The sequence below is a fragment of the Inquilinus sp. genome, assembly GCF_039594555.1.
Taxonomy (GTDB): domain Bacteria; phylum Pseudomonadota; class Alphaproteobacteria; order DSM-16000; family Inquilinaceae; genus Inquilinus.
This window is the reverse complement of sequence record NZ_JBCNNF010000004.1, coordinates 31626-47948: the sequence shown is the minus strand read 5'-3', so window position 1 is coordinate 47948 and position 16323 is coordinate 31626. Positions and strand designations below refer to the sequence as shown.

Annotated in this window: 17 protein-coding genes; 7 read left to right on the top strand and 10 right to left on the bottom strand. The window is 69.0% G+C overall.

Annotated elements, in window-relative coordinates; all coding sequences use genetic code 11:
- Positions 1-171: 171 nt before the first annotated feature.
- On the top strand, positions 172-1092 hold the full coding sequence (locus tag ABDW35_RS01055; protein WP_343711985.1) for a helix-turn-helix transcriptional regulator: 921 nt from the start codon (positions 172-174) through the stop codon (positions 1090-1092).
- Between the two features lie 20 nt (positions 1093-1112).
- On the opposite strand, the gene ABDW35_RS01050 is transcribed toward ABDW35_RS01055, so the two are convergent.
- A complete protein-coding gene (locus ABDW35_RS01050) occupies positions 1113-1505 on the bottom strand; it encodes a type II toxin-antitoxin system VapC family toxin (RefSeq protein WP_343711984.1) in 393 nt (130 codons plus the stop codon).
- Positions 1502-1732 carry a hypothetical protein gene (locus ABDW35_RS01045; RefSeq protein WP_343711983.1) on the bottom strand — a complete coding sequence of 77 codons (231 nt, stop codon included), beginning with the start codon at positions 1730-1732 and terminating at the stop codon, positions 1502-1504. Before ABDW35_RS01045 ends, ABDW35_RS01050 begins: the two co-directional genes overlap by 4 nt.
- A 50-nt stretch (positions 1733-1782) precedes the next feature.
- Between ABDW35_RS01045 and ABDW35_RS01040 the strand changes: the two genes are divergently transcribed.
- Positions 1783-2313 (top strand): AAA family ATPase, encoded by a 531-nt coding sequence (locus ABDW35_RS01040; RefSeq protein WP_343711982.1) that lies wholly within the window; start codon positions 1783-1785, stop codon positions 2311-2313.
- On the opposite strand, the gene ABDW35_RS01035 is transcribed toward ABDW35_RS01040, so the two are convergent.
- The 7 genes from ABDW35_RS01035 to ABDW35_RS01005 all read right to left on the bottom strand — a co-directional run bounded on the left by ABDW35_RS01035 (position 2314) and on the right by ABDW35_RS01005 (position 9567).
- A complete protein-coding gene (locus ABDW35_RS01035; RefSeq protein WP_343711981.1) occupies positions 2314-2643 on the bottom strand; it encodes a TfoX/Sxy family protein in 330 nt (109 codons plus the stop codon).
- A gap of 12 nt (positions 2644-2655) precedes the next feature.
- Complete coding sequence (locus ABDW35_RS01030) at positions 2656-3510, bottom strand: FCD domain-containing protein (protein ID WP_343711980.1); 855 nt, start codon at positions 3508-3510, stop codon at positions 2656-2658.
- Complete coding sequence (locus ABDW35_RS01025) at positions 3477-5036, bottom strand: HEAT repeat domain-containing protein (protein ID WP_343711979.1); 1560 nt, start codon at positions 5034-5036, stop codon at positions 3477-3479. The genes ABDW35_RS01030 and ABDW35_RS01025 overlap by 34 nt, the downstream gene beginning before the upstream one ends.
- A gap of 97 nt (positions 5037-5133) precedes the next feature.
- Complete coding sequence (locus tag ABDW35_RS01020) at positions 5134-5979, bottom strand: carbohydrate ABC transporter permease (RefSeq protein ID WP_343711978.1); 846 nt, start codon at positions 5977-5979, stop codon at positions 5134-5136.
- A complete protein-coding gene (locus tag ABDW35_RS01015) occupies positions 5969-6907 on the bottom strand; it encodes a sugar ABC transporter permease (protein ID WP_343711977.1) in 939 nt (312 codons plus the stop codon). Before ABDW35_RS01015 ends, ABDW35_RS01020 begins: the two co-directional genes overlap by 11 nt.
- Positions 6904-8124, bottom strand: coding sequence for a sugar ABC transporter substrate-binding protein (locus tag ABDW35_RS01010; protein ID WP_343711976.1), 1221 nt, complete (start codon positions 8122-8124; stop codon positions 6904-6906). Before ABDW35_RS01010 ends, ABDW35_RS01015 begins: the two co-directional genes overlap by 4 nt.
- Before the next feature lie 129 nt (positions 8125-8253).
- Positions 8254-9567 carry an L-fuconate dehydratase gene (locus ABDW35_RS01005; protein WP_343711975.1) on the bottom strand — a complete coding sequence of 438 codons (1314 nt, stop codon included), beginning with the start codon at positions 9565-9567 and terminating at the stop codon, positions 8254-8256.
- A 222-nt stretch (positions 9568-9789) separates the two neighbouring features.
- On the opposite strand from ABDW35_RS01005, the gene ABDW35_RS01000 reads away from it, so the two are divergent.
- Positions 9790-10476, top strand: a complete 687-nt coding sequence (locus ABDW35_RS01000; protein ID WP_343711974.1) for a FadR/GntR family transcriptional regulator — start codon at positions 9790-9792, stop codon at positions 10474-10476.
- Between the two features lie 12 nt (positions 10477-10488).
- Here the strand turns inward: ABDW35_RS01000 and ABDW35_RS00995 are convergent, their stop codons facing one another.
- A complete protein-coding gene (locus ABDW35_RS00995; RefSeq protein ID WP_343711973.1) occupies positions 10489-11499 on the bottom strand; it encodes a LacI family DNA-binding transcriptional regulator in 1011 nt (336 codons plus the stop codon).
- 197 nt (positions 11500-11696) lie between these two features.
- Here ABDW35_RS00995 and ABDW35_RS00990 point away from each other — a divergent pair, with 197 nt between their 5' ends.
- The 4 genes from ABDW35_RS00990 (at position 11697) to ABDW35_RS00975 (ending at position 16314) form a co-directional block, all read left to right on the top strand.
- Positions 11697-13052 carry a sugar ABC transporter substrate-binding protein gene (locus ABDW35_RS00990; RefSeq protein WP_343711972.1) on the top strand — a complete coding sequence of 452 codons (1356 nt, stop codon included), beginning with the start codon at positions 11697-11699 and terminating at the stop codon, positions 13050-13052.
- 289 nt (positions 13053-13341) lie between these two features.
- Complete coding sequence (locus ABDW35_RS00985) at positions 13342-14289, top strand: sugar ABC transporter permease (protein ID WP_343711971.1); 948 nt, start codon at positions 13342-13344, stop codon at positions 14287-14289.
- The gene (locus ABDW35_RS00980) at positions 14282-15118 is read left to right on the top strand and encodes a carbohydrate ABC transporter permease (protein WP_343711970.1); all 837 of its coding nucleotides are present in this window, start codon (positions 14282-14284) and stop codon (positions 15116-15118) included. The genes ABDW35_RS00985 and ABDW35_RS00980 overlap by 8 nt, the downstream gene beginning before the upstream one ends.
- A 23-nt stretch (positions 15119-15141) precedes the next feature.
- On the top strand, positions 15142-16314 hold the full coding sequence (locus ABDW35_RS00975) for a glycoside hydrolase family 172 protein (RefSeq protein ID WP_343711969.1): 1173 nt from the start codon (positions 15142-15144) through the stop codon (positions 16312-16314).
- Positions 16315-16323 lie beyond the last annotated feature (9 nt).

Genomic DNA, 16323 nt, shown 5'->3' with positions numbered 1-16323 from the left:
GCCGGCACCGATCAGGTCCTGAACCACGGCGGAGCCGACGAAGCCGGTGGCGCCGGTGACGAAGACACGCATGAAGAGAGCCTCCTGTGAAGAGCGGAGGCGACGGTCCCGCGATGTGCTATCCTGGTAAAGACGGGAGATTATACGGGTATAATGGCTAACAGGCTCGCCATGCCGGTCGCGAACGACAACCCGCTCGGGGTCTATCTGAAGGATCGCCGCGCCAGGCTGGACCCCGCCTCCTTCGGCCTGTCCGGGCCGCGCCGGCGCACGCCCGGGCTGCGCCGCGAGGAGGTGGCCCAGCGCGCCAATATCAGCGCCACCTGGTACACCTGGCTGGAGCAGGGCCGCGGCGGCGCACCCTCGGCCGATGTGCTCGAGCGCATCGCCCGCGCCCTGATGCTGACGGATGTCGAGCGCGAGCACTTGTTCCTGCTGGGGCTCGGCCGCCCACCCGCGATCCGGTTCCAGGCGCCGGAGGGCGTCACGCCGCGGCTGCAGCGCGTGCTCGACGCGCTGACGCTGAGCCCTGCCCTGGTGAAGACCCCGACCTGGGATGTGGTCGCCTGGAACCGGGCCGCGGCGGCGGTGCTGACCGATTACGGGGCGCTGCCGCCGGAGCAGCGCAACATCCTGCGCCTGATCTTCCTGGATCCCCGCGTCCGCGCCGCGCAGTTCGACTGGGACGGCGTGGCCCGGTTCGTCGTGGGCGCGTTCCGCGCCGATGCGGCGCGCGCCGGCGCGACCGACCGGGTCGGAGCGCTGGTGGAGGAGTTGTGCCGGCTGAGCCCGGACTTCGCGGCGATGTGGCGCGACAACGACGTCCGCAGCTACGGCGAAGGCCTCAAGCGCCTGCGCCACCCGGTTGCCGGACCGATCGCCTTCGAGTTCTCGGCCTTCGCCGTCGACGGCCGGCCTGATCTCGGCATGGTCATCTACAATCCGGCGACGCCGGAGGATGCGGACCTGGTCCGGTCGCTCGTCGAGACGAAGGAGGAAACTGCCGGCGTCCACCTGGCCTCGCATCCGCGCGGGCGCGGCGACGTGGCGATGAGCACGGACGATATCACGGCACTCACCCGAGAGGGCTGAATGACCGTCTCCGCTTCGCGTCAAACCACCTCGACCCGCGCCCGGTGCCCGGGCGCGGCGGCGAGGCGCTGGTCACGGGTCAGCAGCGGGGCATCGAGCGCTTCGGCCAGGGCGATATAGGCGGCGTCATAGGCCGTGACATTGGCCCGCAGATCCCAGATGCGCGGCAGGAGGATATCGTGCGGATAGCGGTGGAGGGGGAAGTCCGCAAGATCGACCAGGGCGGCGCGGCCGCGCATATCGTCGATCTCCCCATTCGTGGCATAGCGCCGGATGACCTGTGCGACCTCGACATCCAGCAGATGGGGTGCGTGAAGCGTGACGGCGGAATCGAACAGCCGCGCCTCCACGGCTGCGGCCGCCGGCGTGCGAAGGAGCACTTCGATCAGAGCCGACGCGTCGACGACGATCATCGTCGATCGCGTTCGGCCCGCACCGCCTGTGCCGGCGCTTCGGTCGGCGCCACCGCCGGGCGCTGCTCCAGGCGCGCCCGCAACTCGTCGAGCGTCGGCCGCTCGGCCAGCCGGCGCATCTCCTGGAGCAGATAGTCGGAGAGCGACATGCCGGCCAGCGCCGCGCGCGACTTGAGCTGACGGTGCAGCACGTCTGGCACGTTGCGGATCTGGATCATCGTCGTCATGTGGAAAACATGGGCGCATGTGATACACATGTCAAATCGAAGGGATCACCATGGACCGTTTCGTCGTCATCTCCGGCTGTTCGGGCGGCGGCAAGTCGACGCTGCTGGCCGAGCTCGGGCGGCGCGGCCATGCCGTGGTCGAGGAGCCGGGGCGACGCATCGTCAAGCAGGAGCTGGAGCGCGGCGGGCGGGCCCTGCCCTGGGTCGACGGGCCGACCTTCGCCCGCCGCGCCATCGCCATGGCGCTGGCCGACCGTGCCGCCGCCGGGATCTGGCTCGGCTGGGTGTTCTTCGATCGCGGCCTGATCGACGCCGCATCGGCCCTGCAGCACATGACCGGCGAGCCGGCGCTGGAGACTCTGGCCCGGCCCAACCCCTATCACCGACGTGTGTTCCTGACCCCGCCCTGGCCGGAGATCTACGGCACCGACCCGGAGCGCCGCCACGGCCTCGACGCCGCGATGGAGGAATATGAGCGGCTGCTGAAGGATTACCCGGCCCTGGGATACGAGGTCGTGATCCTGCCGAAGGTGAACGTGGCCGAGCGTGCCAATTTCGTGCTGCGCACCCTGGCCGCGTAGCTATTTCGGCGGCAGGGTGCGGACGAAGGCGAGCGCGGCGTCCAGCAGCTGGCGGCGCAGCGCGTCGTCGCCATAGGCCGCGGCCCTGGCCCGCACCCAGCCGGGCATGTCCCGCCCCTGCATGACCATGATCTCGACGCCCGGCTGCTGCAGCGCCCAGCTGTCATTGCCCTTGCCGAGGCGGACCAGCATGCTGTCGACGCGGGCGCCGCACAGCAGGTTGCCGTGCAGCAGCCAGGCCAGGCCGCCGAACATCCGCTTCTCGTCCAGGCCCGGCTCCTCGCCCAACGCCTCGCGCACCAGTTCCTCCAGCCCCGGATCGCGCGCCATGCCCCTGCCCTCTCAGTCCGGCGCCGCCACCTTCTCGGCAATGCCACGGTTGCGGGTCAGCATCGCCATCACCGCGTCGCGCGCCTTCTGCGGGTCGCGGCCGCGGATGCCCTCGGCGATGCCCATATGGTAGTCGGCCGACGGGCTGTAGGCGTATTCGGCGGCGATGCCATGGGCCGAGACCAGGAACTGCACCCGCAGCAGCACGTCGAGCGGCCGGGCGAAGCCGGACAAGAGCCGGTTGTGCGAGGCGTTCAGCACCGCCAGGTGGAAGGCGACATCGGTGTCCAGCACCTGCGGCATGGTCTCCACCGCCAGCCGCGCGGCCAGGGCGACGATCGCCTCCGCCTCCTCCGCCGTGGCGCGCAGGGCCGCCAGCTCGGCCGCCCGCGGCTCGACGAGCTCGCGCAGCTCGGAGATCTCGACCAGGAAGCGGCCGATGCCATCCGGCTCGCGCAGATGCCAGGCGAGCACGTCGGGGTCGAGGATCGACCATTCCTCGCGCGGCCGGATGCGGGAGCCGTAGCGCCGGGCGGTGCGGATCAGCCCCTTGCCGGCGATGACCTTGATCGCCTCGCGCATGGCGTTGCGGCCGACCGCGTATTCGGCAGCCAGCTCGGTCTCGGTCGGCAGCGGCCGGCCGGCATCGTAGCGGCCGGCGACGATGGCGCGGCCCAGCGCCTGCACCGTCTGGCGCACCGCGCCGCCCGCGAGCGAGCGGCCGGACGCGCCGGACAGCGTGCTTTCCAGCAGGGCGGCCAGTGCCTCGGGGTCCGAAGGTCCGCTGGGGGGAGAGAGCCGCCGATCCGCCAATGCCGCGCCGTGGAAACAGGTCAGAAAATGCTCGCCGCCGTGGTCATCGGACACCAGCGAGAGAGCTTGAGATAGGGTATCAGCACCCGGTATGCGGCGTCATCCCCGATGCGGTGCAGCGCCTCGACCGCATAGCCGCGGACATAGCGGTTCTCGTCCCCGGTCAGCACCCGGCCCAGCGCCGGCACCGCCGCGGCGGCCGTCGGCCCCATCCGGGTCAGGCCCAGCACCGCGTCGAACCGCACCTCGGCATCGGCATCGTCCAGGGCGCGGGCCAGGGCGGCGACGATGGCATCGTCGGCCGGCTTCAGCCCCAGCGCCTCGACCGCGGCGATGCGCAGATGCGGGTCGGAGTCGCTGCTGGCGGCGATCAGCGCGTCGCGCACCTCCGCCCCCGTCCCGGCGATCTCGCCGAGAGCGAAGGCGGCGAATTTGCGCGACCGGCCGGCGCCGCCGCGCAGCAGGCGCAGCAGCTCCGGCACCGCCGGCGCTCCGATTTCGACCAGCCCGTAGATCGAGGACAGGGCAATGCAGTCCTTCGGCGTCAGCCGGCCGGAATCGCTCTTGTTCGAGCCATCCTCCGGATCGCGCCTGGTATCGGCCTCGACCCGCTGCACCAGCGCCGGCAGCGCCGCCTCCCCGATCGCGCCCAGGGCATAGGCGGCGTCGAGCTGCAGCGCCTCGTCATCGCCGTCGAGATGCGGCAGCAGCGCCGGCACCAGCGCCGCGGCGGCGGGCCCGAGATCGGCGATGGTCGACATCGCGGCCGCAGCCTCCGCCGTCGTGCCGGCCAGCGCCGCGCGCAGGGCGTCGAGGTCGGCCGTGCCGCCGGCCGCGGTGCTGCCGGTCAGCCAGCGCCAATGCGCCTTCCAGGCCGCTTCCATCGGGAAGGACGGCGTCTGGTCCGGCGTCCGCCAGGCGGGATCGCCATGCGGCCAGGCCGGCGCGCTGACCGGCGCCATGCGGATGAACTCGAACTTCATCATGAACCGCTTGTCGGCGGTCAGGTTCTTCATCTTCCGGTGCCAGATGTCGTAATGGATCATCAGCACCGAGCCGGCGGGACCGGACCCGTTGCGCTCCAGCGCGTCCGGGTCCTGGATCCCGGCGGCGAGCAGGTGGCTGCCCGGCACCACCCCGGTCGGCCCCAGCTCGGCCGGCGTGTCCTGCGGGTAATACATGATCATGACCCAGCGCGGCCGATGGTTCCGCACCCGGCGCATGTAGCCCCAGTAGCTGTCCTTGTGCCAATGCTGGATCGGCGAGCCCGGCGGGTTCTTATGCAGGGCCCGGTGCGGATGCATGATGTAGTCCGGCCCCAGCACGCTGGTCAGCGCGCCCTTCACCACCGGGTCCTCGAACACGGCGTTGATCTCCGGCACCAGCGGCAGGAGGTTGTTGCCCGGGTTCTCCAGCTTCTCGCCGCCGATCAGTTCGTCGAAACGCTGGAAGATCTGGTCGTGGAACGATTTCGGCAGCGCCGTCTGCAGCACCAGATAGCCGTTGGCCAGGAATTGGCGGATCTGCGCGTCGGTGAGGAGGCGCGGCGCCTCTGCCTGTGCCGGAACATGCATGTCCATGGTCGTTCCCTTCCCGTCCTATGGTGCGTCCGTCAATGATGCGACTCTAAATGGGATTTAGCAATATCTCATCATCTCTAAATCCTCTTTAAAATGACTACCGCCCGCCGAAGCCGGAGTTCATGGCGATGCCGCTGAAGATATAGCGCTGCAGCAGGATGGTCAGGCACAGGCCCGGGATCATCGAGATCGCGGCGCCGGCCATCAGGTAGTTCCACTGCGTGCCCTGCTGGGTCTGGAACATGGTCAGGCCCAGCGGGATGGTGGCGTGTTCGGTCCCGTTCACGATGATCAGCGGCCACAGGAAGCTGTTCCATTGCGCCGTGAAGGTGAACAGGGCCAGCAGGCCCAGCACCGGCAGCGACATCGGCAGGATGATGCTGACCAGGATGCGCAGCCGCGAGGCGCCGTCGCACAGGGCCGCCTCCTCCAGCTCGCGCGGGATCGTCTTGAAGAACTGGCGCAGCATGAAGGTACCGAAGGAGCTGAAGGCCACCGGCAGGATCAGCGCCTGGAAGGTGTTGACCCAGTCCAGCCTGCTGATGAGGAGGAACAGCGGGATCACCAGCACCGCCTGCGGGATCATCAGCGTCGAGAGGTAGGTCAGGAACAGCGTGTCGCGGCCGACGAAGCGCAGCCGGGCGAAGGCATAGGCGGCGAGGCTGGAGACGGTCAGCACGATCACCGTCACGGCGGCGGAGACCATGGCGCTGTTCAGGAAGAAGCGGCCGAAGGGCAGGTAGACCCAGGCATCGAGGAAGTTGCCCCATTGCCATTCGCTGGGCAGCAGCCGCGGCGGCACGGCCAGCACCTCGCCATTCGGCCGGATGGCGTTGGTCAGCATCCAGAAGAACGGGAACAGGAAGGCCAACGCCACCAGCGCCATCGCCCCCTGCGAGACCAGCGTGCCGGCGGTGATCGGGCGGGAGTCCCTATTCGTCATAGTGCACCCATTTCCGCTGCAGCCGGAACTGGAGCGCCGTCAGCGCCATGATGATGACGAACATCACCCAGGCGATCGAGGAGGCGTAGCCCATCCGGTAAGTGGTGAAGCCGTTCTGGTAGATGAAGAAGCCGAGCGTGGCGGTGGCGACGCCAGGCCCGCCGCGGGTCATGGAATAGACCTGGTCGAACACCTGCAGCGCGGTGATCGCGGTCATCACCGTGCCGAAGAACAGGGTCGGCGAGATCAGCGGCAGCTTGATCCGCCAGAAGCGCTGCCAGGCGTTGGCGCCGTCGATCTGGGCGGCGTCGAGATAGGTCTGCGGGATCGATTCCAACGCCGCCCCGAACAGCAGCAGGTTGTAACCGAAACCCGACCACAGCGAGACGATGACGATCGCCTGCATCGCCCAGGCCGGGTCGACCAGCAGGTTGGGCAGCGGCAGGCCCAGCGACTGCACCAGCCAGTCCATCAGCCCGCCGGGGGTGAAGATCAGCACCCAGACCAGCGAGGCGCCGATCATCGGGGTGAAGGTCGGCAGGAAGAAGATCAGCCGGAACAGCCGCTTGCCCCAGCGCAGGCTGGAAATCCAGACCGCCATGCCGACCGCCAGCACGATGTTCAGCACCAGGTATTCGACGGTGTAGAAGACCGTGTTGACCAGCACCCGCCAGAAGCTGGGATCGACGGTGAACAGCCGGATGTAGTTGGCGAAGCCGACCAGCTTCGGCTGGTTCAGCAGCTGCCAGTTGGTGAAGCTGAGCGCCAGCGACGCCACCAGCGGGAACAGCAGGAAGGCGAGGAAGCCGAGCAGGCTGGGCAGGAGGAACCAGAAGGCGGCCCGCCCCTCCGCCCGGAAGGCGCGGCGGCGCCGGACCCGCGGGACGCCCGCCACCCGCGCCCCGAGATCCTGGGCCCGCACGCTCATTCGGCGGCCAGGCTCTGCACGGTGGTCAGCACCTCGGAGCCGCTCTGCGACCCGCTGAAGGCCAGCGGCGCATACTGCTCCAGGAGTTCCGACACCGAGTTCCAGTTGGCGGTGGTGCGGTAGGGCTGGGCGGTCTTCAGCGCGGCGTCGATGGTTTCGCGCGCCCCGGTCACGCCCTGGGCCGCGACGTCGTACCAGTAGCCCTGCTGCGCGGTGCGGGCCGGGAAGGCGCGGCCCTGCGAGGCCAGATACTGCTCGGCCTCCGGCCCGGTCAGCACCTGGATCGCCTTCCACGCCAGGTCCTTGTGCGGGCCGGTCTTGTTGATGCCGAAGCCCGACCCGGCGGTGAAGGTGACGCTGCCGGCCTTGCCCGCGGGCAGCGGCGCCAGCCCGACCGGGAAGTTCGAGGATTTCCGGATGTTGATCACCTCCCACGGGCCGGTGACGTACATGGCGACATTGCCGGCCAGGAAGCGGCCGCGGGCGATGTCGCCGGACATCTGGCCGCTGGCGGCGATCACCGGCGCCACCTTCTCCTTGGTCACCAGGTCGACATAGGACTGGAAGGCGGCCCGCAGCGCCTCGTCGCCGAAGTTCAGCTCACCGGCCTCGGTCAGGTGCTTCGCCCCGTCGGACAGGGCGAACTCCATCCAGTCGCTGGCGGTGACGGCGAAGCCGAAATTGCCGTCCCGGGTCAGCGCCTTGGCCGCCGCCAGGAAGTCGTCCCGGCTCCAGCCGACCTTGGGCGGCTCGACCTTGTACTTCGCGAACAAATCGCGGTTGTAGTAGACAATCCAGGGCCCGAAATCATAGGGCAGCGCATAGAGATGGCCGTCATAGCTAAGGCCGTCGAGGATCGATTTGTCGAACTGGCCCAGGTCGAAGCCCTGCTTCACATAGTCGTCCAGCGGCTCGAACAGGGTGGTGAAGCCGGACAGCCGCAGCGACTGGATGCTGACGATGTCCGGCAGCGTGTTCGACGCCGCCAGGGTCGGCAGCTTGGTCCAGTAGTCGCGCCAGGGCGCGGTCTGCAGCTCGACCTTGATGTCGGGATACTGGGCGTTGACCATCCCCGCGACATGCTTCCAGGCCTCGGTCTCGGCATCGGTGCCGGCCCACATCTGCCAGGTCAGGGTCACCGGCTCCGCCCGGGCCGCGACAGTGGATAGCGAGGCGGCGGCGGCGGCCACCGTCAGAATGGTCGTCAGCGTCTTCATGGCGTTCGTCCTCCTGCTGCGGCCGCCTTCTTCCGGGCGGGCGCTTGGTTGATTGGCGTCGACCTCTATCCCCCGTCACTTCGGCTCCGGGCGTTTCGGCGTCGGCTCGCCATGCCACCTACAGCGTGGTCATGGCCGGGCCTCCTGGCCGTCGCGCCAGGCGCTGCCGTCGGGGAAGCGATGGGCCTGGAGCGAGGCGGGCTTCATGGCGATGGAATAGCCGGGCGCGGTCGGTACGACGTAGCAGCCCTTCTCGATCCGCACCGGGTCGACGAAATGCTCGTGCAGATGGTCGACATATTCGATGAAGCGGCCGGCCTTGGTACCGCTGACCGACACGAAGTCCCACATCGACAGGTGCTGCACGTATTCGCACAGGCCGACGCCGCCGGCATGGGGGCAGACCGGCACGCCGAACTTGGCGGCCATCAGGATGATCGCCAGGTTCTCGTTGACACCACCGACCCGGGCGGCGTCGATCTGGCAGAAGCCCATGGCCGTGGCCTGCAGGTACTGCTTGAACATCACCCGATTGTGGACATGCTCGCCGGTCGCGACCCGGGTGCCGTAGCGCCGCAGCACCCGGTCGATCTGGGCGTGGCCGAGGATGTCGTCGGGGCTGGTCGGCTCCTCCACCCACAGCGGCTTGAACGGCAGCAGCGCGGTCGACCACTCGATCGCCTGGCCGACATCCCAGACCTGGTTGGCGTCGACCATGAAGGTCAGGTCGTCGCCGATCTCGGCCCGAACCAGGGCGGCGCGGGCCAGATCGGCCTCGCGGTCGGCGCCGACCTTGATCTTGAACGCCTTGAAGCCCTGGGCCAGCGCCTCGCGCACCAGGCGGCGGATCTTGTCGTCGCTGTAGCCGAGCCAGCCGGCGCTGGTGGTGTAGGCGGGATAGCCCTCGGCCAGCAGCCGCTCGATCCGTTCCGCCTTGCCGGCCTCCTGCCCGCGCAGCAGTTCCAGCGCCTCGTCGGGCGTCAGCGCGTCGGTGATGTAGCGGAAGTCGATGCAGCGCACCGTCTCCTCGGGCGTCATGTCGGCCAGCAGGCGCCACAGCGGCTTGCCCTCGGCCTTGGCCCAGAGGTCCCAGATCGCGTTCAGCATCGCCGCGGTGGCGAGCTGCATCACCCCCTTCTCCGGCCCCAGCCAGCGCAGCTGGCTGTCGCCGGTCAGGCGGCGGTAGGTGGCGCCCATGTCGCGGGTGAACTCGGCCAGGTCGCGGCCCAGCACCGCCGGCTTCAGCGCCTCGATCGCGGCGCAGACGATGTCGTTGCCGCGGCCGATGGTGAAGGTCAGGCCGTGGCCTTCCAGGTCGCCATCGGTCGAGAGGATCACGTAGGCTGCGGAATAGTCGGGGTCGGGATTCATGGCGTCTGACCCGTCCAGCTTCTTCGCGGTCGGGAAACGGATGTCGAGGACGCTGATCCGGTCGATTTTCAAGGGTGTCTCCGTCCCAGGACGGCACGCCATGACGGCGGCCCGAGCGACGTTCCACGACCGCTTCTCCGGCGGCTGGCCCGCCTTTTTGGCCGGCGGGTCTTGGCATTAGGGGCAGGGCGCGGCTAGGCTGTCAAGTGGTCAGACCAGCTCAAATGGGATTTAGACGAAGTTTCTTTTGGGCACCGGCTGGCTGGTGGTGAGGCCTTAGAGCGGCAGGGCACGATGCCCCTTCAAGCGGTCGTCAATCGCAAGCTCTACATCCAGATCGCCGAGCAGATCACGGCACTGATCGAGTCGGGCGAGTTCAAGCCGGGGCGACAGCTGCCCTCCGAGCGCGACCTGGCGCAGCAGCTGGGCGTCAGCCGCCCGACCGTGCGCGAGGCGCTGATCGCGCTGGAGGTGGCGGGGCTGGTCGAGGTCAAGATCGGGGTCGGCGCCTTCGTCCGCGCCGCCGCCAAGGGCCCCCTGCCCGAGGCCGACCATTCGGCGCTGGAGATCATGCAGGCCAGGGCGCTGGTGGAGCCGGAGCTGGCGGCGCTGGCGGCCCTGCATATCACCGCCGAGGGCCGGGCCGAGCTGGCCGGCATCGTCCAGGCGATGCACGGCCAGACGGCGCGGCGGGAATGGTCGCAGGGCTCCGACCGGGCACTGCACCTGCTGATCGCCGAGCATTGCGGCAACCAGGCGCTGAAGGAGATCGCCCTGACCCTGTGGCGCGGCCGCGAGGAGGGGCTGAGCGCCGCCTTCCACCAGCATCTGTCGCGCCGGCCGGCGCTCCTGGACCGGATCATGGCCGACCATGACGGCATCGCCGCCGCCATCGCCGGCAGCGACCCGGACCGTGCCCGGGCGGCGATGGCGGCGCATCTCGACTATGTGCAGAAGGAGATGCTGGCGGTCTGGGACTGACCGCCGGCGTGGTCAGGCGATCACGCGGCAGGAGTCGCGCACCGCCAGCTGCGGCGCGAACACCGCGCGCACCGGGTCGGCCGGCGCCGTGCCGGCCAGACGCGCCAGCAGGCATTCCACCGCCCGCTCGCCCATCGCCCGCACCGGCTGCACCACCGCGGTCAGCCCCGGCGAGAAGGCCGTGCTCCATTCGAAATCGCCGATGCCGGCGACCGAGACGTCCTTCGGGCAGCGAAAGCCCTGCTCGGCGATCGCCCGCATCACCCCGATCGTGGTCAGGTTGCTGGTCGAGAAGATCGCCGTCGGCCGCGGCCGGTGGTGCAGCAGCGCCGCCGTGGCGTCCTTCGCCGTCTCGATCTGAAAGTCGCCGCAGACGGCCAGCGCCTCGTCGAAGGCGATGCCGGCATCGTCCAGCGCCTCGCGATAGCCGTCGAAGCGGTCTGTCGCGGTCGAGATCCCCGGCCGGCCGGTGATGACGCCGATGCGGCGATGGCCGCTGCGGATCATGTACTCCACCGCCATCCGCGCCGCCGCGCGGTCGTCGAGCATCACGGAATCAAGATCGGGCAGCCCCCGCAGCGTGCGGTCGACCAGCACCGCCGGCACGGTGACCAGGCGCCGGATCGCCTCGGCATTGCCGGGCTCGACCCCGCTCAGCACCAGGATCAGCCCGTCTGCGCGCTGGGTGCGCATCAGCTGCAGGTGCCGCAGCTCCTTCTCCGGATCGTCGGCGGAGGCGCACAGCACCAGGGCGTAGCCGGCGGCGTCGCAGGCCCGCTCGATCGCGGCGGCCAGGGCGGCGAACAGCGGGTTGGTGAGGTCCGGGATGATCAGGCCGATGGTGCGGGTGCGCCCGGTCTTCAGGCTGCGCGCCACCCCGTCTGGGGCGTAGCCCAGCTCCTCGATCGCCTGCTGCACCCGCTGGCGCAGCGCGGCGCTGACCGGCGCCGTCCGGTTGACCACCGCGGAGACCGAGCCGATCGACACCCCGGCCCGGTTCGCCACATCCCGCAATGTCGCCATGGTCTTCCGAAGCCGTTGCCAAGCTGCAAATCGGATGATAGCCTTTCTGAAACGTTTCAAACAAGCGGATAGCGGCTGAATTCCGAGGCTTCGGACGGCTGCATCCGGCTGCGATTTGCCGGAACCGCCGGATCGGCTGAAAGGTTTCGATTCGGTCGGCGCCGGCACCGCATCACGACAAGAAGGGGAGGATCGTCATGACCCGCCGCAACGGCACCATCACCGGACATCCGATCGGCCGCCGCACCGTCCTGGCCGCCGGCACCGCGCTGGCCGGCGCCGGCCTGCTGCCGATGCCCTACATCTCCCGTGCCCGCGCGGCGGAGGGGCCGCTGAAGTTCTGGCAGTTCTACGCCCCCGGCGGCGCCGTGCCCGGCCAGGTGCAATGGTTCCAGGACATGGTGAAGGGCTGGAACGACAGCCAGGAGGTGAAGGTCGAGCTGGAATACATCCCGACCTCGCAATACATCAACGGCACCAAGCTGCAGACCGCCTTCGCGGCCGGCGAGGGGCCGGACATCTTCCTGATCAGCCCCGGCGACTTCCTGCGCTACCACAATGGCGGCGCGCTGCTGGACCTCGCCCCCTATGTCGCGGCAGAGGCCAGGGCCGATTATTACGACACCGCCATCGCCACCCGGCTGGTCGATGACGGCCTCTACGGCCTGCCGATGGAGGTGGAGCCGATGGCGATCTACTACAGCGTCAAGGCCTTCAAGGACGCCGGCCTGGGCGATGCCGACATCCCGAAGACCTGGGACCAGCTGCTGGAGGTGGCCAAGAAGCTGACCAACGACCGGCGCTTCGGCATCCTGTTCGAGACCAACCCCGGCTACTACCAGAACTTCACCTGGTACCCGTTCCTGTGGCAGGGCGGCGGCGAGATCGTCGGCCCGGACGGCAAGAGCGGCTTCAACTCCGACGCCGCGAAGGCCGCGCTGAAGTTCTGGCAGGATGCGGTCGCCCAGGGCGTGGCGCCGCGCAAGCCGCTGGGCTACGGCGCCAACGACATCGCCGCCAATCTCGGCTCCGGCTTCTGCGCCATGCAGAATGTCGGCATCTGGGGCATCAGCGCCCTGCGCAACGCCGACCCGAACTTCGAGTACGGCGTGTTCAAGCTGCCGCTGCCGCCGGGCGGGCAGGACCGCACCGTGGCTGGCGGCTGGGCCTTCGTCGCCAACGCCAATGGCCGCAACACCGAGGCGGCGGGCAAGTTCTGCGCCTGGGCGCTGGGGTCGATGGAGCCGGGCTCGGTGCAGCGCGTTGCCGACTGGTGCACCAAGGCCAAGAGCGACATGCCGCCGCGCAAATCCGCCTTCGAGAAGGCAACGGCGGCCCAGGCCTATGGCAGCGGCGCGATGAAGACATTCGCCGAGCAGGTGTTCCCGACCGCGCGCGGCGAGCCGCGGGTGCCGCCCCAGGTCTACAAGGCGATCTCCGACGCCATCCAGGCCTGCCAGCTGAACGGCGAGGATCCCGGCAAGCGGGCCGAGATGGCGGCGCAGCAGATCGACGGGTTCCTGGCCGGCTATGACGGCGCGCCGATCCTGTGATGGCGATGCACGAGGCTTCTGGACGGATATCGACGTCGGAGCGTGTTGCCTCTCCCGCTTGCGGGAGAGGTCGGAGACGCGAAGCGGCTCCGGGTGAGGGCCTGCGGCCTCGATCATCGGAACCGCTCTGCCCGCATCGGGAACGGAGCATCCGCTCGCTAGCGGCAAAGATGCGCCTTCGGCAAGACCGAGCCGTCCCCTCACCCGGACATCCTTCGGATGTCCGACCTCTCCCGCAAGCGGGAGAGGCAACGCGAGAGTGGAGGCGTCCAGACAGATGGCCGGCGGCATGAGCACGGCTTCACGAGCCGCGATCTCGCAGGCAGCGGGGACGGCCAAGCCCCGCCGCCTGTCCGCCCGGCATCGGGAGTGGATCGCGGGATATCTCTTCGTGCTGCCCGACGCGCTGGGCCTGCTGGTCTTCGTTGGCGGGCCGATGCTGCTGTCGCTCAGCCTCGGCTTCTTCGGCGTCACCGGCTTCGGCGGCTACCGCTTCGTCGGCCTGGCGAATTACCGCCGCATGCTGGCCGACCCGCTGTTCCTGGAGAGCCTGAAGGTCACCCTGCTCTATGTCGTGCTGCTGGTGCCCAGCCTCTATGTCACCGGCCTAGGCCTGGCCCTGCTGGTGCACCGGCGCAGCCGCTTCTCCGGCCTGTTCCGCACCATGTTCTTCCTGCCGCACATGGTCAGCCTGGTGGTGGTCGGGCTGATCTGGCAGGTGCTGCTGATCGACAAGATCGGCGTGGTCAGCCGGATCTCGGCCGCGATCGGCCTCGGCGGCCTGTCCTGGCTCGGCGACCCCGGCCTCGCGCTGTACGCCATCGTCGGGGTCAGCGTCTGGTTCCTGATGGGCTACTACATGCTGATTTTCCTGTCCGGGCTGCAGGACATCCCGCGCGAATATCTCGACGCGGCGCGGATCGACGGCGCCGGGCCGGTCGCCGCCTTCCGCCACATCATCCTGCCGCTGCTGCGCCCGACCAGCTTCTTCGTGCTGCTGGTGTCGACCGTCACGGCGGTGGCCGGGGCCCAGACCTTCGACCTGGTCTATGTCATGACCAAGGGCGGGCCGGCCAACTCGACCTCGCTGGCGATCTATTACATCTACGAGCAGGCGTTCCAGTTCGGCGAATACGGCTATGCCGCCGCCATGGCCTCGGTGCTGGTGATCATCCTCTTGGCCTTCACCGTGCTGCTGTTCCGGGTCACGCGCGGCGGGCGCTTCGACTATGACTGACGCCGCCCTCCCCGCCCGCGCCACCCGCCCGGCCGGCACCGTCTGGTTCCTGGCCTCGGCCCTGGCGGCCCTCACGGCCGTGGCGCCGCTGCTGTGGATGCTGTCGATCGCCTTCAAGGGGCCGGACGAGATCTTCGATTCCGGGCTGATCCCGGCGCGGCCGACGCTGGACAACTTCCTCTACGTCTTCACCGAGGTCGATTTCCTGCGCTTCCTGCTGAACACGCTGGTCGTCGCCGGGTCGGTGACGGTGATCGCGCTGCTGTTCCACTCCATGGCCGGCTACGCCCTGGCGCGGCTGCGCTTCCCGGGGCGCGAGGCGATCTTCCTCGGCATGTTCGCGACCTTCCTGATCTCGCTGCCGGTGATCATCGTGCCGCTGTTCATCCTGGTGCGGCAGCTGGGGCTGGTGAACTCCTATGGCGGCCTGATCATCCCGGCGATCTTCAACGCCTTCGGCATCTTCCTGCTTCGCCAGTTCTATTTGAACGTGCCGCGCGAGCTGGAGGAGGCGGCGTTCATCGACGGCGCCGGCTACTGGCGGGTGTACTGGAGCATCGTGCTGCCCTTGTCGCGGCCGATCCTGGCGGCCCTGGCGATCTTCTTCTTCCTGGCCAACTGGAACGCCTTCCTGTGGCCGCTGACCATCACCACCGATGAGAGGCTGTGGGTGGTGCAGGTCGCGGTGGCCAGCTTCCAGGCCCAGTACTCCGCCTCCTGGAACTACATCATGGCCGCCTCCACCGTGGTGGCGCTGCCGACCCTGCTGCTGTTCGTCCTGTTCCAGCGGCAGATCATCGAATCGATCAAGACCGGCGGGCTGAAATAGCCGCCGCCACGGGAGACAGCACCATGCAGAGCAATGCCGGATTGTCGCCGCTGCGCGGCCTGGCCAAGCTGCGCCAAGCCCGGACCCGGCGCTTCTCCAGCTGGGACCGCACCGGCGGCAATGACGACCGGCTGCACATCGCCCCGGGCGAGACGGTGACGATCGCCGAGGCCTCGGGTGCCGGAATCGTCACCCATATCTGGGTCACCGTGAACTGCGCCAGCCGCCACGCGCTGCGCAAGATCGTGCTGCGCGCCTGGTGGGACGGCGAGGCTGAGCCCAGCATCGAATGCCCGCTGGGCGACTTCTTCGGCATGGGCCACGGGCAGACCCGCAACTTCGCTAGCCTGCCGCTGCAGATGAGCCCGCAGGATGGCAAGGCGCTGAACTGCTATTTCCCGATGCCCTTCGCGGCCGGCATGCGCTTCGCCGTGACCAACGAGGCCGAGCACGAGCTGCTGTTCTACTACTACATCGACCTCGAGCTGCACGACGCGCTGGAGGACGGCCTGGGCCGCTTCCACGCCCAGTGGCGCCGGGCCGCGCCGCAGCCCTTCGCCGAGGCCGGGCTGAGCAATGAGGAGGTGCTATTCGGCGGCGTCACCACCGATGCCGCCAGGAACCACACCATCCTCGACGCCGCCGGCCACGGCCACTATGTCGGCTGCCTGCTGAGCGTCTATTCGCTGCGCCGGTCGCGCAACTGGGACTGGTATGGCGAGGGCGACGACATGATCTTCGTCGACGGCGAGCCCGGCATCGCCGTGCCGGATGCCGGCCGCAAGCGGCAGATCGCGGCGGAGGCACCGCAGCCGGTCATCGCCGATCGGTTGGAGAGCGCGCCCGGCGCCAACGACGCCTGGCCGCCGACCCTGCATGGCACCGGCACCGAGGACTACTTCAACACCGCCTGGTGCCCGAACCAGGAGTATTCCGCCCCCTATCACGGCATCATCGCCGGCGGCGGCCCGAACTGGCAGGAGCCGGTGACGCTGTACCGCTTCCACATCGAGGACCCCGTGGTGTTCAAGCGGTCGATCCGCGTCACCATCGAGCGCGGCCACGCCAACCGTCGCGACGACGAGGTGTCGAGCACCGCCTTCTGGTACCAGGCCGAACCGCACAAGCCCTTCCCGCCCCTGCCCGCCGCCAAGGACCGGCTGCCGAGCTTCCGGGCGCCGTTCGAGGAGCGCTGAGGCCTGCGG

Coding starts and splice junctions, on each gene's coding strand:
- ABDW35_RS00985 (WP_343711971.1), top strand. CDS start 13,342: ATGAGCACGGCTTCACGAGCCGCGATCTCGCAGGCAGCGGGGACGGCC.
- ABDW35_RS01010 (WP_343711976.1), bottom strand. CDS start 8,124: ATGAAGACGCTGACGACCATTCTGACGGTGGCCGCCGCCGCCGCCTCG.
- ABDW35_RS01015 (WP_343711977.1), bottom strand. CDS start 6,907: ATGAGCGTGCGGGCCCAGGATCTCGGGGCGCGGGTGGCGGGCGTCCCG.
- ABDW35_RS00990 (WP_343711972.1), top strand. CDS start 11,697: ATGACCCGCCGCAACGGCACCATCACCGGACATCCGATCGGCCGCCGC.
- ABDW35_RS01025 (WP_343711979.1), bottom strand. CDS start 5,036: ATGGACATGCATGTTCCGGCACAGGCAGAGGCGCCGCGCCTCCTCACC.
- ABDW35_RS00980 (WP_343711970.1), top strand. CDS start 14,282: ATGACTGACGCCGCCCTCCCCGCCCGCGCCACCCGCCCGGCCGGCACC.
- ABDW35_RS00995 (WP_343711973.1), bottom strand. CDS start 11,499: ATGGCGACATTGCGGGATGTGGCGAACCGGGCCGGGGTGTCGATCGGC.
- ABDW35_RS01055 (WP_343711985.1), top strand. CDS start 172: ATGCCGGTCGCGAACGACAACCCGCTCGGGGTCTATCTGAAGGATCGC.
- ABDW35_RS01020 (WP_343711978.1), bottom strand. CDS start 5,979: ATGACGAATAGGGACTCCCGCCCGATCACCGCCGGCACGCTGGTCTCG.
- ABDW35_RS00975 (WP_343711969.1), top strand. CDS start 15,142: ATGCAGAGCAATGCCGGATTGTCGCCGCTGCGCGGCCTGGCCAAGCTG.
- ABDW35_RS01045 (WP_343711983.1), bottom strand. CDS start 1,732: ATGACGACGATGATCCAGATCCGCAACGTGCCAGACGTGCTGCACCGT.
- ABDW35_RS01050 (WP_343711984.1), bottom strand. CDS start 1,505: ATGATCGTCGTCGACGCGTCGGCTCTGATCGAAGTGCTCCTTCGCACG.
- ABDW35_RS01000 (WP_343711974.1), top strand. CDS start 9,790: ATGCCCCTTCAAGCGGTCGTCAATCGCAAGCTCTACATCCAGATCGCC.
- ABDW35_RS01040 (WP_343711982.1), top strand. CDS start 1,783: ATGGACCGTTTCGTCGTCATCTCCGGCTGTTCGGGCGGCGGCAAGTCG.
- ABDW35_RS01035 (WP_343711981.1), bottom strand. CDS start 2,643: ATGGCGCGCGATCCGGGGCTGGAGGAACTGGTGCGCGAGGCGTTGGGC.